Raw genomic sequence first — 15,993 nt, 5'->3', positions numbered from 1 at the left:
CAGAGAAAATTACTCGCTGACCGTAACGCTGGTCACAACGACATCTTCCTTCGGCACATCCTGGTGCATGCCGCTACGGCCGGTGGCGACCGCTTTAATTTTGTCGACCACATCCATGCCTTCTACGACTTCGGCGAAGACGCAGTAACCCCAGCCATCAGGGCGCTCAGAGCGGAAGTTCAGGAAGTCGTTGTCCACCAGGTTGATGAAGAACTGAGCGGTGGCGGAGTGCGGATCGTTGGTGCGAGCCATCGCCAGCGTGCCGCGGGTATTTTTCAGGCCGTTGTTGGCTTCGTTTTTGATCGGCGCTTCGGTGATTTTCTGTTCCATACCCGGAGCAAAACCGCCGCCCTGGATCATAAAACCATTGATCACGCGGTGAAAAATGGTGTTGCTGTAGAAACCGCTACGGCAGTATTTCAGAAAGTTTTCAACGGTAGCAGGCGCTTTGTCCGCGAAAGTGTTGATGACGATATCGCCATGGTTGGTATGAAACGTAATCATAATAATGATTCCTACTTAGCCATAGTACATAAAATAAAGGAGAGGTTTACAGAGGCGGTGAACCACCAAGAGCGCTCTTATAACATAAGTGAATGGCTGAGTCAGCAAAGGCCGCCCCGCGCCAACGCCCAGCGTCGAGGGCGAAACGCATTGGCCAGCGGCGAGACGCACCTTATTGCCTCTGCCTTGTGGAACGATTCGGAACCGGATATCGAGGTCATGCAATCGTCGTCGCCACAGGGGGAAGAAACGATTTTTCAAACGTGACGCGGCAATCGGTAAAACGTCCCGGATTACGTGATAATCATTCTCCTTAATCAGGTGACCACAAGGGAGGTGCATGATGCTTAACGGGTTCAATTCGCTCTTTGACAGGCCGGATTTCGGTAAGCTGGTACTGCGCGTTTCATTCGGTGCCATGATGCTGTTCCACGGCGTGCATAAGCTGATCGCCGGTATTGGCGGCATTCAGTCGATGGTGATGGCGCATGGGCTGCCCGGCATCGTCGGTTATGGCGTCTATGTGGGCGAGGTGATCGCCCCGGTGTTGATGATATTGGGTATTCTGACCCGGCCGTCCGCGTTCATTTTCACGCTCACGATGTTGGCCGCTTATCTGCTGACGGATCTGACCGCGGCCCTCACGCTGGACAAGACCGGCGCGTGGGGCATTGAGAACATGGCGGTATACTTTTTCGCCGGCCTGGCCATCCTGCTGCTCGGCGGCGGTCGTTACTCGCTGGCGTCTAACCCCCGCTGGCGGTAGCGCGACATCTTTTCCGACGCCAGGCGCCTTCGGGAACGCCGCGCCTGAAACGATAAAGCCGCGCAGCATACCAAGAGAGCACACGTTAACCCCTTCGTGTGAAGGGGTATTTTCCCACCTTACTCTTGCCCGAACCGCCGGTTGGGCGTTTGTTTTTTCTGTTAAAAATCTTTTTCTCAGGATGAAATAACTTCCACCGCCTGATGGTACTGATCTTGCAATAGGTCAGGGTTCGGGGTTCAATACGCTGCCTGGGCCCGAAACGCTGGCCACTCATACTTTGATACGCGTAACGCAAACAGTGATGCTCATATCCTGCGAACACCATGGAATGTCCCGATGCTAAAGATTTTTAATACCCTGACTCGTCAAAAAGAGGAATTCAAACCCATTCACGCTGACAAAGTCGGTATGTATGTGTGCGGGATAACCGTCTACGACCTGTGTCACATTGGTCACGGGCGGACTTTCGTGGCGTTCGATGTGGTCACGCGTTATCTGCGTTACCTCGGCTACGAAGTGAAGTATGTCCGCAATATTACGGACATTGATGACAAAATCATTCAGCGTGCGGCGAAAAACGGCGAAACCATTGAGCAACTGACTGACCGCATGATTGCCGAGATGCATGACGATTTCAGAGCCTTGAATATTCTGCCGCCGGACGTCGAGCCGCGCGCCACCCGGCATATCGGTGAAATCATTGCGCTGGTGCAGCAGTTGATGGAACGTGACCACGCCTATGTGGCGAAAAACGGCGATGTGATGTTCGCGGTCGACACCGATGCGGATTACGGCATCCTGTCCCGTCAGGATTTGGAGCAACTGCAGGCGGGCGCTCGGGTTGAAATCGCAGACGTTAAACGCAACCCGATGGATTTTGTCTTGTGGAAGATGTCCAAGCCCGGCGAGCCGAGCTGGCCGTCGCCGTGGGGTAACGGTCGTCCCGGCTGGCATATTGAATGCTCCGCCATGAACTGTAAGCAGCTGGGCGAGCACTTCGACATTCACGGCGGCGGTTCGGATCTGATGTTCCCGCACCATGAAAACGAAATTGCGCAGTCCACCTGCGCTCACGGCGGCGAATACGTCAACTTCTGGATGCACTCCGGCATGGTGATGGTCGACCGGGAAAAGATGTCCAAATCCCTGAACAACTTCTTCACCGTCCGCGATGTGTTGGCGCACTACGACGCTGAAACTATTCGCTACTTTTTGATGTCCGGCCACTACCGCAGCCAGTTGAACTACAGCGAGGAGAACCTCAAGCAGGCCCGCGCCTCGCTGGAGCGCTTATACACCGCGTTGCGCGGCATGGACGCATCGGCGGCGGCCAGCGGCGGCGAAACCTTCGAAGCCCGTTTCCGCGAGGCGATGGACGACGACTTCAATACCCCGGAAGCTTACTCCGTGCTGTTTGATATGGCGCGCGAAGTCAACCGGATGAAGGCGGAAGATCCTGCGGCGGCGAACGGTCTGGCCGCCGCGCTGCGACAGCTGGCGAAAGTGCTGGGCCTGCTGGAGCAAGAGCCGGAGCTATTCCTTCAGAGCGGCGCTCAGGCGGATGATGACGAAGTGGCGGAAATCGAAGCGTTGATTAAACAGCGCAACGATGCGCGTCAGAGTAAAGACTGGGGAATGGCGGATGCCGCGCGCGACCGCCTCAACGAAATGGGGATCGTGCTGGAAGACGGTCCACAGGGGACAATTTGGCGTCGTAAGTAAGCCCTCGAGCTTCCCTTCGCGGCGGAGCGCTTCGTTTCGCCGCCTCTCACGCTCATCCACAGGCCGGAAGCTGATTCGCTCCCGGCCTGTTTTCATTGATTCTCCCCGATGTTGACTTTCTTCCTTCCTGAACCCGAATCCTGGATATCTCGCACGCAGGCGAGGATAGGCGCATTGCAATGGCGCGTCATGGCAGAAGGATAATGTGACAGTGAGAGGGGAAGAGGAGAGGAGCCCACATCTCCGCAAGGGGGGATGTGGGGGAAATACGCGATGCCGCGGCGATCTCAGTCGGGCGATTTAGGCCTGAACGGTGACCGCCTGGTCCGCGAAACGCACGACCTGACCGGCGACGATTTTACAACGCTTACGCGTTTCAATGTGGTCGTCGACGCTCACGTCGCCGTTGGCGATGAGCTGTTTGGCGGAGGCGCCGCTGTCGCTCCAGCCGAGGAGTTTCAGCAGATCGCACAGTTCAACGTGCGGATGTTGGTTCAGGTGAAAAATTTCCATAATCTCAGTTTATGCCTTTGCGGGTGTGTCGTGATATTCCTCGCAGGCCTGCAAGGTATTTTGAATTAGGGTGGCGACGGTCATCGGGCCGACGCCGCCGGGGACCGGCGTGATGAAGGATGCGCGCTCGCTCGCGCCGGCAAAATCAATATCGCCCACGACTTTGCCGTCTTCCAGTCGATTGATGCCGACATCGATCACAACCGCGCCGGGTTTGATCCAGTCGCCGGGAATAAAGCCCGGTTTACCGACGGCGACGACCAGCAAATCGGCGTTCTCAACGTGCTGGCGCAAATTCTTCGTGAAGCGGTGCGTCACGGTCGTGGTGCAACCGGCCAGCAGCAGCTCCAGACTCATCGGACGACCGACAATGTTCGATGCGCCGATGACGACGGCGTTCAGACCGAACATGTCGATCTTGTACTGCTCCAGCAGCGTGATGATCCCACGCGGCGTACAGGAGCGCAGCAGCGGCGCGCGCTGGCAGAGGCGGCCGACGTTGTACGGGTGAAAACCGTCCACGTCTTTGTCGGGTGCGATGCGTTCGATGACGCTGGTATTGTCGATGCCCTGCGGCAGCGGCAACTGCACCAAAATACCGTCAATGGTCTCATCGGCATTCAGTCGGTCAATCAGCGCCAGCAGCTCGCTTTCGGCGGTGGTGGAGGGCAGATCGTAGGAGCGGGAAATGAAACCGACTTCCTCACAGACCCGTCGTTTGCTGCCGACATAGATCTGAGAAGCGGGATCGTCCCCTACCAGGATAACCGCCAGACCCGGCGCTCGCTTACCGGCGGCCAGACGCTCTTGGACACGCGCAGCAACTTCGCTCTTAACTTGCTGCGCAATCGTTTTACCATCAATAAGTTTCGCAACCATCTATAGAAAATCCATCATTTCACAAACGGGGGATGGCGCGTATTTTGTCAGAAGCGGCGCGTGCTGTCAGGCGTTGTATCGACATTAATTGCTGACGCTCAATCGTTTCCGTCCGTCATCGCCCTGAGTGGTTCCCTGATATTCGTTGGATAAAGGGGAAGCGCAGATGCGCTGACGCAGCCCGTGAGATGCCGCGCCGTCGTCCCGTGACGGATCCTAACGACTGACGGAGGATACGCGTTCCATCGCCGCACGTGCTAACGTGAAATGAGGCCGTCAAGAAAGCCGCACGGAGGGAGTTCGCTTGGGCGTCTGCCGCTCGGTGTCTAAGTCACTCATTGGTTTTATGCTAAAACAGGCAGGAAAGCACATGACACAACAGGTTATTTTCCCCGCGAAAATCGTACGCGGGGCGGACGCCAGCCGTCAGTTAGGGGACATCTGTGCAGGGTTAGGGACGCGCGTATTGGTTGTCGGCGGTCACCAGGCATTGGCGGCGACGGAAGAGAAAATCCGTACCCAACTGACGCAGGCCGGTCTCACGTTAAGCGCCGTAGAGTGGTTCGGCGGGCATTGCAGCGACAAGCAGGTCGAACGACTGTGCGCCCGCGTGGCGGAAACCGACAGCGACGTTCTGCTGTCCGTGGGCGGCGGGAAGTCGCTGGACACAGGCAAGCGGGTGGCGCATCAGGCGGGGATCCCCGTCGTGACGCTGCCCACCATCGCCGGTACCTGCGCGGCGGTCACTCCGCTTTCTGTTATCTACGAAGAGGACGGGCATTTTGTCGCTGTGTGTCATCTGCCGTCTGCGCCGAATGCGGTCATCATCGACAGCTCGCTGTTAGCCCAAGCGCCGTTGCGTTGGCTCGCCGCGGGGTTGGGGGATACGCTCGCGAAGTGGTATGAGTTCCGGGCGATTGATACCGGGCACAATCACAGCGGTTTGGCCGCTTCCTCTCGCGCCCACAGCGCGATCTGTTTCCAACTGATCGAACGCTATGGCGCCGAGGCCTGTCGCGCGGTGGCGGAAGATCGCGCCAACGAAGCGCTGGATCAGGTGCTGGATGCGATCTTCTTGTTCGCCGGACTGACCTCCATTATGGCCAGCGGCGCGCATGCCGCCGCGGCGCACGCGCTGTTTGAAGGCTTCACCGTCTGCGACAAGACCCGCGACGTTGGCCACGGATTGCTGGTGGGGTTCGGCAATCTGTGCCTGCTGGCGCTGGAAGCACGGAGCGACGAAGAACTGCTGGAGGCGCTATCGCTGGCGCATGCCTGCGCCGTGCCGCTGACGTTGGCGGACATCAGTCCCGATCTGACCGATGCCGAACTGCAAGCCATCTTGCAGGCGGCCGTCAAAACAGCGGATATGGACGCCATGCCGTTTACGGTGACGGAAACAACGTTGCGGGAGGCGATTCGCCGCGTTGAGTCACTCGCGGCCCGCATCGCCCGCTAAGGCGCTCGATGGACGAAGAAGTGGCGGCGGGCATCATGACGCCGCCGGAGACAGGATGAGCCGCAGCAACTGCCAGGCGATAAACAGCATGTATACGCCGATAAAGCTATCCAGCACGCGCCAGGTCAGGTTCTTCTCGAACAAACGCGCGCAGGCGGAAGCGAGGTAGCCGATGGCATAGAACCAGAGGCCGGAGGCCAGCAACGCGCCTGCTAAGTAGAAGACTTTTTGCTCATGACCCAGCCCGGACGATATGCCGCCGATGATAGCGACGGTATCCAGGTAGACGTTGGGATTGAGGAGGCTGACGGCCAGACAGGCGGTGACAGCGGAAAGACGGCTGGCCCGCGCGTTGCCGGTCGCGCCAAGGCGCAGACTTTGGTTGCCTCGCCAGGCGCTGCGAAGCGCACAGAAGCCGTAGTGGATCAAAAATAATACGCCTGCCAGCGTCAGGCAATTCAGCGCCCACGGGTGGGAACTGAGCAGCTCGCTGACGCCAAAGACGCCTGCGCTGATCAATAAAATGTCTAACAGGAAGCAGAGGGTACAGATTAAAAAGACATGTTCCCGACGCACGCCCTGACGCAACACAAATGAATTCTGTGCGCCAATAGAGAGCAGTAATCCGGCGCTGGTCATAAAGCCAGTCATTAATACGGTCGTAGACATACTTTTCTATTCGCTCTGGTTGGTTAGTGAAAAAGAATGAACGCGCGTCTGGGCAACAATTAAAAATTAATCAACGGCCGGTGATGTCAGAATTATTTAATAACGGCGGCGATGGCTTTCGCTCTGGTTAAAATATTCCATGTGTTGCGACGGATAAATAAATTCGCGTCAAATATAACAACGACGTAATGGTCATTGATTCGGTGATGCCTTAATAAGCATCGCCACGCTGGCGACGGACGGGTTTATTTATTCTTTATCCTGTTTTAAGCGGGAGGATTCGATGCCGCTATCATCTCTATCCGCGACTCACGAGGCCAATTAATAATATTGATTGTCGATTAGCAAAAGCGATAAAGGCCGAAAAGCGGGCGCCACATCGTCATTCAGGCACAATGCGAGAGTGTTGCTTAGGGAAGGGGCGCTTAAATTAAATCTTTAAAACAATAAGATAGTAGGGATGTTGTTTTTCCCCCTGTTAGCGACAGGTTTGTACCTTGGGCGTCACTCACAGCACGCGGAGAAATTACTCGCCATAAACTCAGGGATACCCTCCGCCACAGAACGTCTGTGCGTCGAGATATTTGTCGATATTGTCGGGCCTCGCTAAAACTGCCATGACCGCTAACAGGCTAGGGTGTCTGACAAGGTGGGAAAATACATTCTCGCCGAATGCCACTAGAAAGAATATTCCGCCGCCCACGATGAAGTTTATTTTCCCCGGCGAATATGTTTAATCGGCCTGGAACGGCGTTGAATTACATTGTTCAGTGATAAATGAAGTTGTCTCATCGTGATTAGTTTTGGCATTGATTCCCTTTCTCACCGAATGACGAACATCATTCGTCTGCTTCTGGGGTGTCGAGCGGAAATCCCCCCCTGCCACTGTTTTTCGATTTATCGCGGGGCGCACGAACTGGGGCGAAAGGAACGTGGCCACTTCCGGTGTGAGTGACGATGCTGTGCGGGCGGGTAACGCCTGTATTTGGGGGCGCATCGATGACGTCATTCGTGGGGGAGGTCCCGGTGCCTTAAAAGGGTGCGCGTCGATCATGCTGTTGCACCGCCGCTAAACGCCCATTCCCAGAATACCCGTCTATCAATAAAACCTATCACACCTTAATGACCTGTGGTTTGCGCCGAAAGCAGCTCGGGTTAGGCGGTTTCTCATTATTAGAAATCTTGTATCGAAAATCAGTAAGGTTAGGAAGCCGGGGTTGGCTCCACTCTTGCAACTTCCTGTCGGAACGTAGGTGAGATTGTGGCGATTTAATTCTTTCATGAAGTGTATCGAATGGAGAATCCTATGGCTTGTTCACTGACAAGACAGATCAAACGCGGTGTTTTGTCTGTACTCCTCCTCGGCTGCGCATCTTCCAGCTATGCGGGAAAACAGAATGACACGCTGGTTTACGCCTCCGATAACGAGGTGGAAAACGTCAGCCCTTATCATAATAACCTTCGTGAAGGCGTGATCCTCGCCCACCTGGTCTGGGATACCCTGATCTATCGCGATCCCAAAACCGGCGAATATAAACCTGAACTGGCTTCGGACTGGAGTTGGGAATCGCCCACGTCTCTACTCATTCATCTGCGAAAAGGGATCACCTTCCACAACGGCGATCCCTTCACCGCGGAAGATGTGGCCTATACCTTCAACCATATCGCTGGCCCCGGCACGTCATCGGTGATGCCGCAGAGTGTGGACTGGATTGAAACCACCGAAAAGGTGGATGACTACACCGTCCGGCTGAAGCTAAAAAAACCGTTCCCCGCCGCGCTGGAATATCTCTCCGGCCCCACGCCCATTTATCCGTCAGCCTATTACCAGAAGGTGAAGCTGGCCGGATTCAGCCAGGCGCCCATCGGCACCGGCCCTTACAAAATCACCAAAGTCACCCCCGCTCAGGGCGTGAGTATGGAAAAGAACCCCGATTACTTTGCGGACAGCCCGCAGGGACAGCCGAAAATCGGCAAGCTGCAGTTTGTGGTCATCCGCGATCCGGAAACTAGGCTGGCGCAGCTGATGACCGGTCAGGTTGACTGGATCTGGCGGGTGCCCGCCGATCAGATCACCTCGCTGGAGACCATGCCGAACCTCACCGTCAAAAGCGGTGAAACCATGCGCATCGGCTTTATGGCCCTGAACACTCACGCCAAGGGACCGGGCGGCGAGCCGTTCAAGGATCTGCGCGTGCGTCAGGCGGTGAACCACGCCATCAATCGCGAGGCCATTGTTAACAATCTGGTTCGCGGCGGCAGTCAGTCGGTCTATTCCGCCTGCTTCCGCACCCAAACCGCCTGCGACACCAGCAAAGTCATCAAATATGACTACAACCCGGAGAAGGCGAAGCAGCTGCTGGCGGAAGCCGGTTATCCCAACGGCTTTGAAACCGAGATCTGGGCTTATCGCGAGCGCGACTATGCTGAAGCGATCATCGGCGATCTGCGCAAGGTCGGCATTCGCGCCCGTCTTCACTACGTTCAGTACACGGTGCTGGCGGCGGATCTGATCTCCGGTAAAGCGCCCATGGCGATCCGCACCTGGGGATCGTTCTCCATCAACGATGCCGCCGCGTTTACTACGCCCTATTTCGGCGGCCGGGGCGATGATATTTGGAAAGACGCCGAGGTTACCGCCACGTTGGCTAAGGCGGATGAAACGCTCGACCCCAAACAGCGCAGCGCCCTGTATGCCGAGGCGTTGGGGCGGATCTCGTCGCAGGCCTATCTGGCGCCGATGTTCTCCTACTCCACGCATTATGCCTTCACCTCCGATCTGAACTTCGAGGATTGGCCTGACGAGCTGCCGCGCTTCGCGATGGCCAGCTGGAAATAAGACGTGAAATGAGCCGGAAGACGCGCAACGCCTTCCGGCGACGGCCCGCAGGAGGAGTGACTGATGCTTATCTATATTTTGCGACGGCTGCTGGTGGCGCTGGCGGTGCTATTCACGGTGGCCGTGGTCAGTTTTTCGCTACTGCACCTCTCGGGCGATCTGGCGGCCGCGATTGCGGGTCCGGACGCTTCCGCAGAGGTGATCGAGGGAATTCGTCGACAGTATGGGCTGGACCAGCCGTTGATGACGCAGTTCGGCCAGTGGATGTGGGCGGCGCTGCATCTGGATTTCGGCCGCTCGTTCTATTTCGAAAATACGGTGATGGAACTGGTGGGTCAGCGTATGCCGATTACCCTCAAGCTGGGCGGCGTCTCGCTGCTGTTGGCGCTGGTGGTGGCGATCCCGTTAGGCGTACTGGCGGCGGTGTTTCGCGATACCTGGGTTGACCGGGGTTCCATGTGCATCGCCGTCATTGGTCAGGCGATGCCGAACTTCTGGTTTGCGCTGATCCTGATTCTGCTGTTCGCGGTCGGGCTGAAATGGCTGCCGGTGGCGGGAAACAGCAGCTGGCAAAACTTCGTCCTGCCCGCCGTCGCGCTGGGCTATTACGCCATGCCGTCGCTGATGCGCCTGACGCGTTCCGGCATGCTGGACGTGCTGGGCGCGGACTATATTCGTACCGCTCGGGCTAAGGGACTCAGCGCGTTTCGGGTGATCGTCAAGCATGGTCTGCGCAACGCCATCATCCCGGTCGTGGCGTTGGCGACGGTGGAGCTGGGCTTCATGCTGGGCGGCTCCGTGGTGATCGAGTCCGTGTTCGCATTGCAGGGGCTGGGTCAGTTGGCCTGGGATTCGATCTCGCGTAACGACTTTCCGGTAGTGCAGGCCATCGTGCTGATTATTGCCGTGTTTTACATCGTATTGAGCTTTCTGGCGGATGTGCTGAATGCCGCGCTGGATCCCCGACTGCGGACGCAATAAGGAGCTGTCATGAAACCATCCTCACCGCTTTCCTCCGCCGTCATCGCACCGACGCCGCCCGAAACGGCCCTTCCGCCCGAGCCGGGGCCGACCCGGCGCTGGCTGCGGCGGATGATGGGCCATCACAGTATGGCGATAGGCGTGGTCATCCTCGCCGTCATTATCGTGGCCGCGATGCTGGCGCCGCTGATCAGCCCGCATGATCCTTATGCGCAAGACATCAGTCAGCGTCTGATCCCGCCGGTGTGGCATGAAAAGGGCGGCTGGGACCATCTTCTGGGCACCGACAAACTGGGGCGCGATTATCTGAGCCGCCTGCTGTACGGCGCGCAGGTCTCGCTGCTGATCGGACTGGTGTCCGTGCTGGTGGCCGGTTTCATTGGTATCACGCTGGGGGTGACGGCGGGCTATTTCGGCGGCCGCGTCGATGCGGTGGTCAGCTATATCCTGACCGTGCGTCTTTCCATGCCGGTCATTCTGGTGGCGCTGGCGATGGCGTCGATGGTGGGCGGCTCCGTCAACGTCGTGATCATGCTGCTGGGACTGCTGCTGTGGGACCGCTTCCTGATTGTCTCCCGTTCGATGACGCGTCAGCTGCGCGAGGCGGAGTTCGTGGCGGCGGCGAAAACGCTGGGCGCGTCGTCGCTGTTCATCATGCTGCGCGAGATCTTGCCCAACCTGCTGGGGCCGCTGACGGTGGTTGCGACGCTGGAGATCGCCCACGCCATTCTGCTGGAGGCCACACTGTCGTTTCTGGGGCTGGGCGTCCAGCCGCCGATGCCGTCGTGGGGGCTGATGGTCGCCGAAGGCAAGGCGTACATGTTCTTTCAGCCGTGGGTCATTTTGATACCGGGCGTCATGCTGGCGGTACTGGTTCTGGGCATCAACCTGGTCGGGGATGGTCTGCGCGACATCACCGCGCTGGACGGACGGGGTTAAGGAGTCGGCGATGAATGATGACATGTTGCTGGATGTGAAGAACCTGCGCGTTGATTTGCCGACGCCGCGCGGCATGCTGCATGCGGTGCGCGGCATAGATTTCTCCGTGCGCCGGGGCGAGATGCTGTGTCTGGTCGGGGAGTCGGGCTGCGGCAAATCCATGACGTCGCTGGCGCTGATGGATCTGTTGCCGCGCAAAGCCGTTCGCACGGCGGATCATATGCGTTTCAAAGGTCACGATCTGCAAGCGATGACGCCCCGACAGCGGGCGGCGATGCGCGGCGACGAGATGGCGATGATTTTTCAGGAGCCGATGACGTCGCTCAACCCGTCTTTCACGCTGGGCAATCAACTGTGTGAAACGCTGCTGGCGCACCGCAAGGTATCCGTGTCGACGGCACGAGAACGGGCGGTGTGGCTGATGGAGCGCGTGGGTATTCCGATGGCGGCCGATCGGCTGAATCAATATCCTCATCAGCTGTCCGGCGGCCTGCGCCAGCGCATCATGATTGCGATGGCGCTCATGTGCGAGCCGGAACTGATCATTGCGGATGAACCCACGACGGCGCTAGACGTGACCATTCAGGCGCAAATTCTGCGGATGCTTCGCGAGCTGCAACAGGAGTTCGGCACCGCGGTGATCTTCATTACCCACGACCTGGGCGTGGTGGCCCGCATCGCCGACCGCGTGTCGGTGATGTACGCCGGGCAGATCGTCGAAACCGCCCCCGTGATGCCGCTGTTTCATGAGCCGCAGCATCCTTATACGCGCGGGCTGCTCGACTGCATTCCGGTGCAGGGGAAGACGCTGCCGGGGCAGCCGCTTCGCGCCATTCCCGGCGTGGTGCCCAGCCTGGTCGGGCCGCAGCAGGGCTGTGCTTTCTTCAATCGCTGTTCGCGCTGTACCGACGCCTGCCGCCGGGACATCCCGTATGTCGATGTCACCGATGCGCACGCGGTGCGCTGTATTCAGGCCGTAAAAACCGTGGAGGCGCTATGACGATAGACAGCATGGACGGGGGGCGTGCGCCCTCGCTGCCGCCTATTCCCGGCAATGAGGATCTGGCGCTTGAACTGTGCGTGCTCAGCCGGGTCTTTCGCCTGAATCGCGGCATCTTCACCAAATCGGGAGAAATCCGCGCGGTGAACAACGTTTCGCTGCGCATCCGGCGGGGAGAAACGCTCGGGCTGGTGGGCGAGTCGGGCTGCGGCAAAAGCACGTTGGCGAAGATGCTGCTGGGACTGTTGCCGCCGACCTCCGGCAACGTGTTGATCGAGGGGCGAGAGATCGACGCGGCCGACCGTAAAGCGCTGGCGTCGCGTATCCAGCCCATCTTTCAGGATCCGTACTCTTCGCTGAACCCGCGTCGCACCGTGGCGGATATCGTGGAGGTGGCGCTGCGACTGCACAACATTGGGACGCCGGAGGAGCGCAGATCGCGGGTGAAAGAGATGCTGGACGTCGTGGGTATGCCCGCGCGGACGCATCAACAGTATCCCGGTCAGCTGTCCGGCGGTCAGCGTCAGCGGGTGGCGATCGCCCGGGCGCTGATCATGCGACCGGCCATTCTGGTCTGCGACGAACCGACCTCCGCGCTGGATGTCTCGGTGCAGGCGCAGATCCTCAATCTGCTGCTGGCGCTTAAACAGGAGTTCGGACTGACCTACCTGTTTATCAGCCATAACCTGTCCGTCGTGGAGCATCTGGTCGACCATGTCGCCGTGATGCAAAAAGGCACGATCGTGGAGCAGGGGACGCGTGACCAGATCTTCCGTTCGCCGCAGCACCCCTATACCAAAACGCTGCTGGCGTCGGTGCTGACGCCGGAGCCGGGGTTGGGTATTCCCGATATCAGCCAGTTCGGCGAATAAGGACAACGACACGATGCGCGAGCGTGGGGGAGCCAGGCCGAGCTCTTCGGGCCGCTGCGTGCCGAATCACTATCATCGAAAAAGAGGACGGACAGATTATGACGCGTGAAAACACGATCCGAGCAGCGGAAGAGTACTTCGACAGCGGCGCATTTCGCGAGACGCTGGCGCGGCGGGTCGCTTATCGAACGGAGAGTCAGGACGAAGGCGCCGGGGCGGTGTTGATGGCCTATCTGACGGAAGAGATGGTGCCGCGTTTGCAGACCCTCGGCTTTGACTGCCGCGTTGTGGACAACCCCATCGCGGGGAAAAGTCCCTTTCTGTTGGCGCGGCGGATGGAGTCGGACGCGCCCTTGACGGTACTGACCTACGGACACGGCGACGTGGTGCGGGGCTATGACGATCAGTGGCGCAGTGGGCTATCGCCGTGGCGGCTGGCGCAGGACGGCAATCGCTGGTACGGCCGCGGGACGGCGGATAACAAGGGCCAGCACACCATTAATCTGGCGGCGCTTGAGCAGGTGCTGAAGGGACGCGACGACCGGTTGGGATACAACATCAAGCTCATTCTGGAGATGGGAGAAGAAGCCGGATCGCCGGGGTTGAACGACGTCTGCGCGCAATACCGCGACTGGCTGGCGGCCGATTTGTTCATCGCCTCGGATGGCCCGCGCATTTCCGCCGAACGTCCCACGCTGTTTCTGGGATCGCGCGGCGTGTTTAATTTCGAGCTGCGGCTGACGCCGCGCGAGGGCGGTCATCACTCAGGCAACTGGGGCGGACTGCTGAGCAACCCAGGCATCCGACTGGCACACGCCATCGCCTGTCTGGTCGACGCGCGGGGGCGGATTATGGTGCCGGGGCTGCGGCCTCCGGCGGTGTCGCAGAGTTTGCGCCGGATACTGGCGGATATTGAACTGGGCGGTGGGCCGACCGACCCCGAGGTTGACCCGCTGTGGGGCGAGCCGGGGCTGACTTCGGCGGAGAAAGTGTATGGCTGGAATACGCTGGACGTACTAGCGTATGTCACCGGCAATCCCGATAAACCGGCGCACGCCATTCCGCCGTCCGCCTCGGCGCAGTGCCATATGCGTTATGTGGTCGGCAGCGACGTGGCAAACTTTGCGCATCACCTGCGGCAGCATCTGGACGACAAAGGGTTTTCGGACGTGGAGATCGTCAACGCCGTCAGCTGCTATCAGGCCACCCGGCTCGACCCTAACGACCTGTGGGTGGAGTGGGGCGCGGCGTCGATCGCACGGACCTCCGGCAAAGCGCCCGCCGTGTTGCCCAACTTCGGCGGCGGGCTACCGAACGCCTGTTTCTCGGAAACGCTCGGTTTGCCGACGCTGTGGGTGCCGCACTCCTATCCGGCCTGCTCACAGCATGCGCCTAACGAGCACATTCTGGCGGACATGACGCGGGAGGCGCTGCGGATCATGACCGGGCTGTTTTGGGATTTGGCCGAGCAGGGCGCTGCGCAGCTGCGCCGACGCCAGCAGGTTGAGTCCTCGCAGACCACGGCCTGACGCGCAGCGGGATCATTCCCCGTGCGGGTATCGCGCCTGTTCTGGTTGACGCCGGAACAGGCGCGGTTCGTTGAGGGAGAGAAGGGGGATAAACGTTGACAACACCTTCGCGATGAACGGAGCGACCGATGCACAATAACGAAATTCGTTACTTCATGGCCGTGGCGAGCACTGGATCGCTGAGCGCCGCCAGCCAACAGCTATTCGTCGCGGTTTCCGCCATCAGCCGTCAGATCCAACAGTTGGAACATCGGCTCGGGGCGCCGTTGTTCGAACGACATCCACGTGGCATGGTGTTGAACGCGGCGGGCCAGATTTTGGAACATCATGTGCGGCGCAGTATGGCGAATATGGAGCTGGCGGTTGCCGAAATCGAAGGGTTGAAGTCGGTTCGGCAAACCACAATCCGGGTCGTTTGCACTGACGGTATCGCCTTTAATCTGATGCCGACATTGCTGGCGAAATTTCGTCTGACGCACTCATCGGTCAACTTCGTGCTGACGGTCGGTTCCCCGCGGCAGGTGCCAGATCTGGTGCGTAACGGCGAATGCGATGTGGCGCTGAAGTTTAGTCTGTCGCTGGAGCACGGCGTCGATATTGTCGCTTCGTATCCGGCGCCGGTGCTGGTGATTATGCAGGATACGCATCCGCTGGCGCAGGTCGGACTCAAGCTGGCCGATCTTAATGGTTATCCGGTCGCGCTGCCGGATCAGGCCGCCACCATTCGCCAACTGTTCGATCTCTCCTGTCGTATGAACGGCGTCTTCATCGACCCGATACTGACCTGCAATCACTTCTCCACCCTGTATGAATATGTGCTGAACACGCCGGATGCCGTTGCCATCTGCAGCCATTTTTCGGTGCTGTACCGTGTGCGACGCGATGGATTGCAGATGCGCTCGATTGACGGCGAACCCTTCAGTCAGCGGACCATGCAGATTCAAACGGATGCGGCCAAACCTCGAACGGCGGTGCTGAACGCCTTCTGCGATTTTCTGAAACGAGAACTGACCGAGCAAGATCAGCGGATACGTCGGGAGTACGCCATCTCCGCTCGCTGACCCCGGTAAAACGGCCATCCCGCGCGGGGGTATCACCCGGACCAGACTCAGTGGCCGCAGCGGCCCACCGCTGAGCATTATCGGGTTGTTGGGGGGTAATTTAATTTCTTATTGATGGGTAATTAAGGCCTTATTTTTGTATTTTTAGCCTTTTTAAGAAATGAATAGCAATCTATTGACGGTTTTTCGCAATTTTAATCATTCTGTATTCGGGTAATATTTGACCTGTGGGTGAGCCTGTTTTTCGTGGCGTCGTG

At 58.6% G+C, this 15,993-nt stretch carries 14 protein-coding genes; 10 read left to right on the top strand and 4 right to left on the bottom strand.

Translation table 11 applies throughout. The features are described from left to right. Positions 1–9: 9 nt before the first annotated feature. The gene (gene ppiB / locus AU511_RS08665) at positions 10–504 is read right to left on the bottom strand and encodes a peptidylprolyl isomerase B (RefSeq protein ID WP_094101932.1); all 495 of its coding nucleotides are present in this window, start codon (positions 502–504) and stop codon (positions 10–12) included. A 343-nt stretch (positions 505–847) separates the two neighbouring features. Between ppiB and AU511_RS08660 the strand changes: the two genes are divergently transcribed. Together AU511_RS08660 and cysS are read left to right on the top strand one after the other, a co-directional pair. After that, positions 848–1,270: a DoxX family protein gene (locus AU511_RS08660; RefSeq protein ID WP_094109406.1), complete on the top strand. Its 423-nt coding sequence runs from the start codon at positions 848–850 to the stop codon at positions 1,268–1,270. A gap of 339 nt (positions 1,271–1,609) precedes the next feature. Further along, complete coding sequence (gene cysS, locus AU511_RS08655; RefSeq protein WP_094109405.1) at positions 1,610–2,995, top strand: cysteine--tRNA ligase; 1,386 nt, start codon at positions 1,610–1,612, stop codon at positions 2,993–2,995. Between the two features lie 300 nt (positions 2,996–3,295). Here the strand turns inward: cysS and ybcJ are convergent, their stop codons facing one another. Both ybcJ and folD read right to left on the bottom strand, forming a co-directional pair. Next, complete coding sequence (gene ybcJ / locus AU511_RS08650; RefSeq protein ID WP_026740024.1) at positions 3,296–3,508, bottom strand: ribosome-associated protein YbcJ; 213 nt, start codon at positions 3,506–3,508, stop codon at positions 3,296–3,298. Between the two features lie 9 nt (positions 3,509–3,517). Continuing rightward, the gene (folD, locus tag AU511_RS08645) at positions 3,518–4,387 is read right to left on the bottom strand and encodes a bifunctional methylenetetrahydrofolate dehydrogenase/methenyltetrahydrofolate cyclohydrolase FolD (RefSeq protein ID WP_094109404.1); all 870 of its coding nucleotides are present in this window, start codon (positions 4,385–4,387) and stop codon (positions 3,518–3,520) included. A gap of 370 nt (positions 4,388–4,757) precedes the next feature. On the opposite strand from folD, the gene AU511_RS08640 reads away from it, so the two are divergent. After that, positions 4,758–5,846: an iron-containing alcohol dehydrogenase family protein gene (locus AU511_RS08640; RefSeq protein WP_094109403.1), complete on the top strand. Its 1,089-nt coding sequence runs from the start codon at positions 4,758–4,760 to the stop codon at positions 5,844–5,846. 33 nt (positions 5,847–5,879) lie between these two features. On the opposite strand, the gene AU511_RS08635 is transcribed toward AU511_RS08640, so the two are convergent. Next, the gene (locus AU511_RS08635) at positions 5,880–6,515 is read right to left on the bottom strand and encodes a LysE/ArgO family amino acid transporter (protein ID WP_094109402.1); all 636 of its coding nucleotides are present in this window, start codon (positions 6,513–6,515) and stop codon (positions 5,880–5,882) included. 1,306 nt (positions 6,516–7,821) lie between these two features. Here AU511_RS08635 and AU511_RS08630 point away from each other — a divergent pair. The 7 genes from AU511_RS08630 (at position 7,822) to AU511_RS08600 (ending at position 15,736) form a co-directional block, all read left to right on the top strand. After that, positions 7,822–9,354 carry an ABC transporter substrate-binding protein gene (locus AU511_RS08630; RefSeq protein WP_094109401.1) on the top strand — a complete coding sequence of 511 codons (1,533 nt, stop codon included), beginning with the start codon at positions 7,822–7,824 and terminating at the stop codon, positions 9,352–9,354. 63 nt (positions 9,355–9,417) lie between these two features. Next, the gene (locus AU511_RS08625; protein ID WP_094109400.1) at positions 9,418–10,335 is read left to right on the top strand and encodes an ABC transporter permease; all 918 of its coding nucleotides are present in this window, start codon (positions 9,418–9,420) and stop codon (positions 10,333–10,335) included. Between the two features lie 9 nt (positions 10,336–10,344). Further along, positions 10,345–11,274, top strand: a complete 930-nt coding sequence (locus tag AU511_RS08620) for an ABC transporter permease (RefSeq protein ID WP_094109399.1) — start codon at positions 10,345–10,347, stop codon at positions 11,272–11,274. Between the two features lie 10 nt (positions 11,275–11,284). Then, positions 11,285–12,274: an ABC transporter ATP-binding protein gene (locus AU511_RS08615; protein WP_094109398.1), complete on the top strand. Its 990-nt coding sequence runs from the start codon at positions 11,285–11,287 to the stop codon at positions 12,272–12,274. After that, positions 12,271–13,146: an ATP-binding cassette domain-containing protein gene (locus AU511_RS08610; protein WP_094109397.1), complete on the top strand. Its 876-nt coding sequence runs from the start codon at positions 12,271–12,273 to the stop codon at positions 13,144–13,146. The genes AU511_RS08615 and AU511_RS08610 overlap by 4 nt, the downstream gene beginning before the upstream one ends. A gap of 98 nt (positions 13,147–13,244) precedes the next feature. Further along, positions 13,245–14,675, top strand: coding sequence for a M20 family metallopeptidase (locus tag AU511_RS08605; RefSeq protein WP_094109396.1), 1,431 nt, complete (start codon positions 13,245–13,247; stop codon positions 14,673–14,675). 128 nt (positions 14,676–14,803) lie between these two features. Next, complete coding sequence (locus AU511_RS08600; RefSeq protein ID WP_094109395.1) at positions 14,804–15,736, top strand: LysR family transcriptional regulator; 933 nt, start codon at positions 14,804–14,806, stop codon at positions 15,734–15,736. Positions 15,737–15,993: the final 257 nt, after the last annotated feature.

The organism is Lonsdalea iberica (assembly GCF_002111585.1).
GTDB lineage: Bacteria > Pseudomonadota > Gammaproteobacteria > Enterobacterales > Enterobacteriaceae > Lonsdalea > Lonsdalea iberica.
Note: the sequence above shows the minus strand (reverse complement) of the source record. Positions and strands in the feature narration are given on the sequence as shown.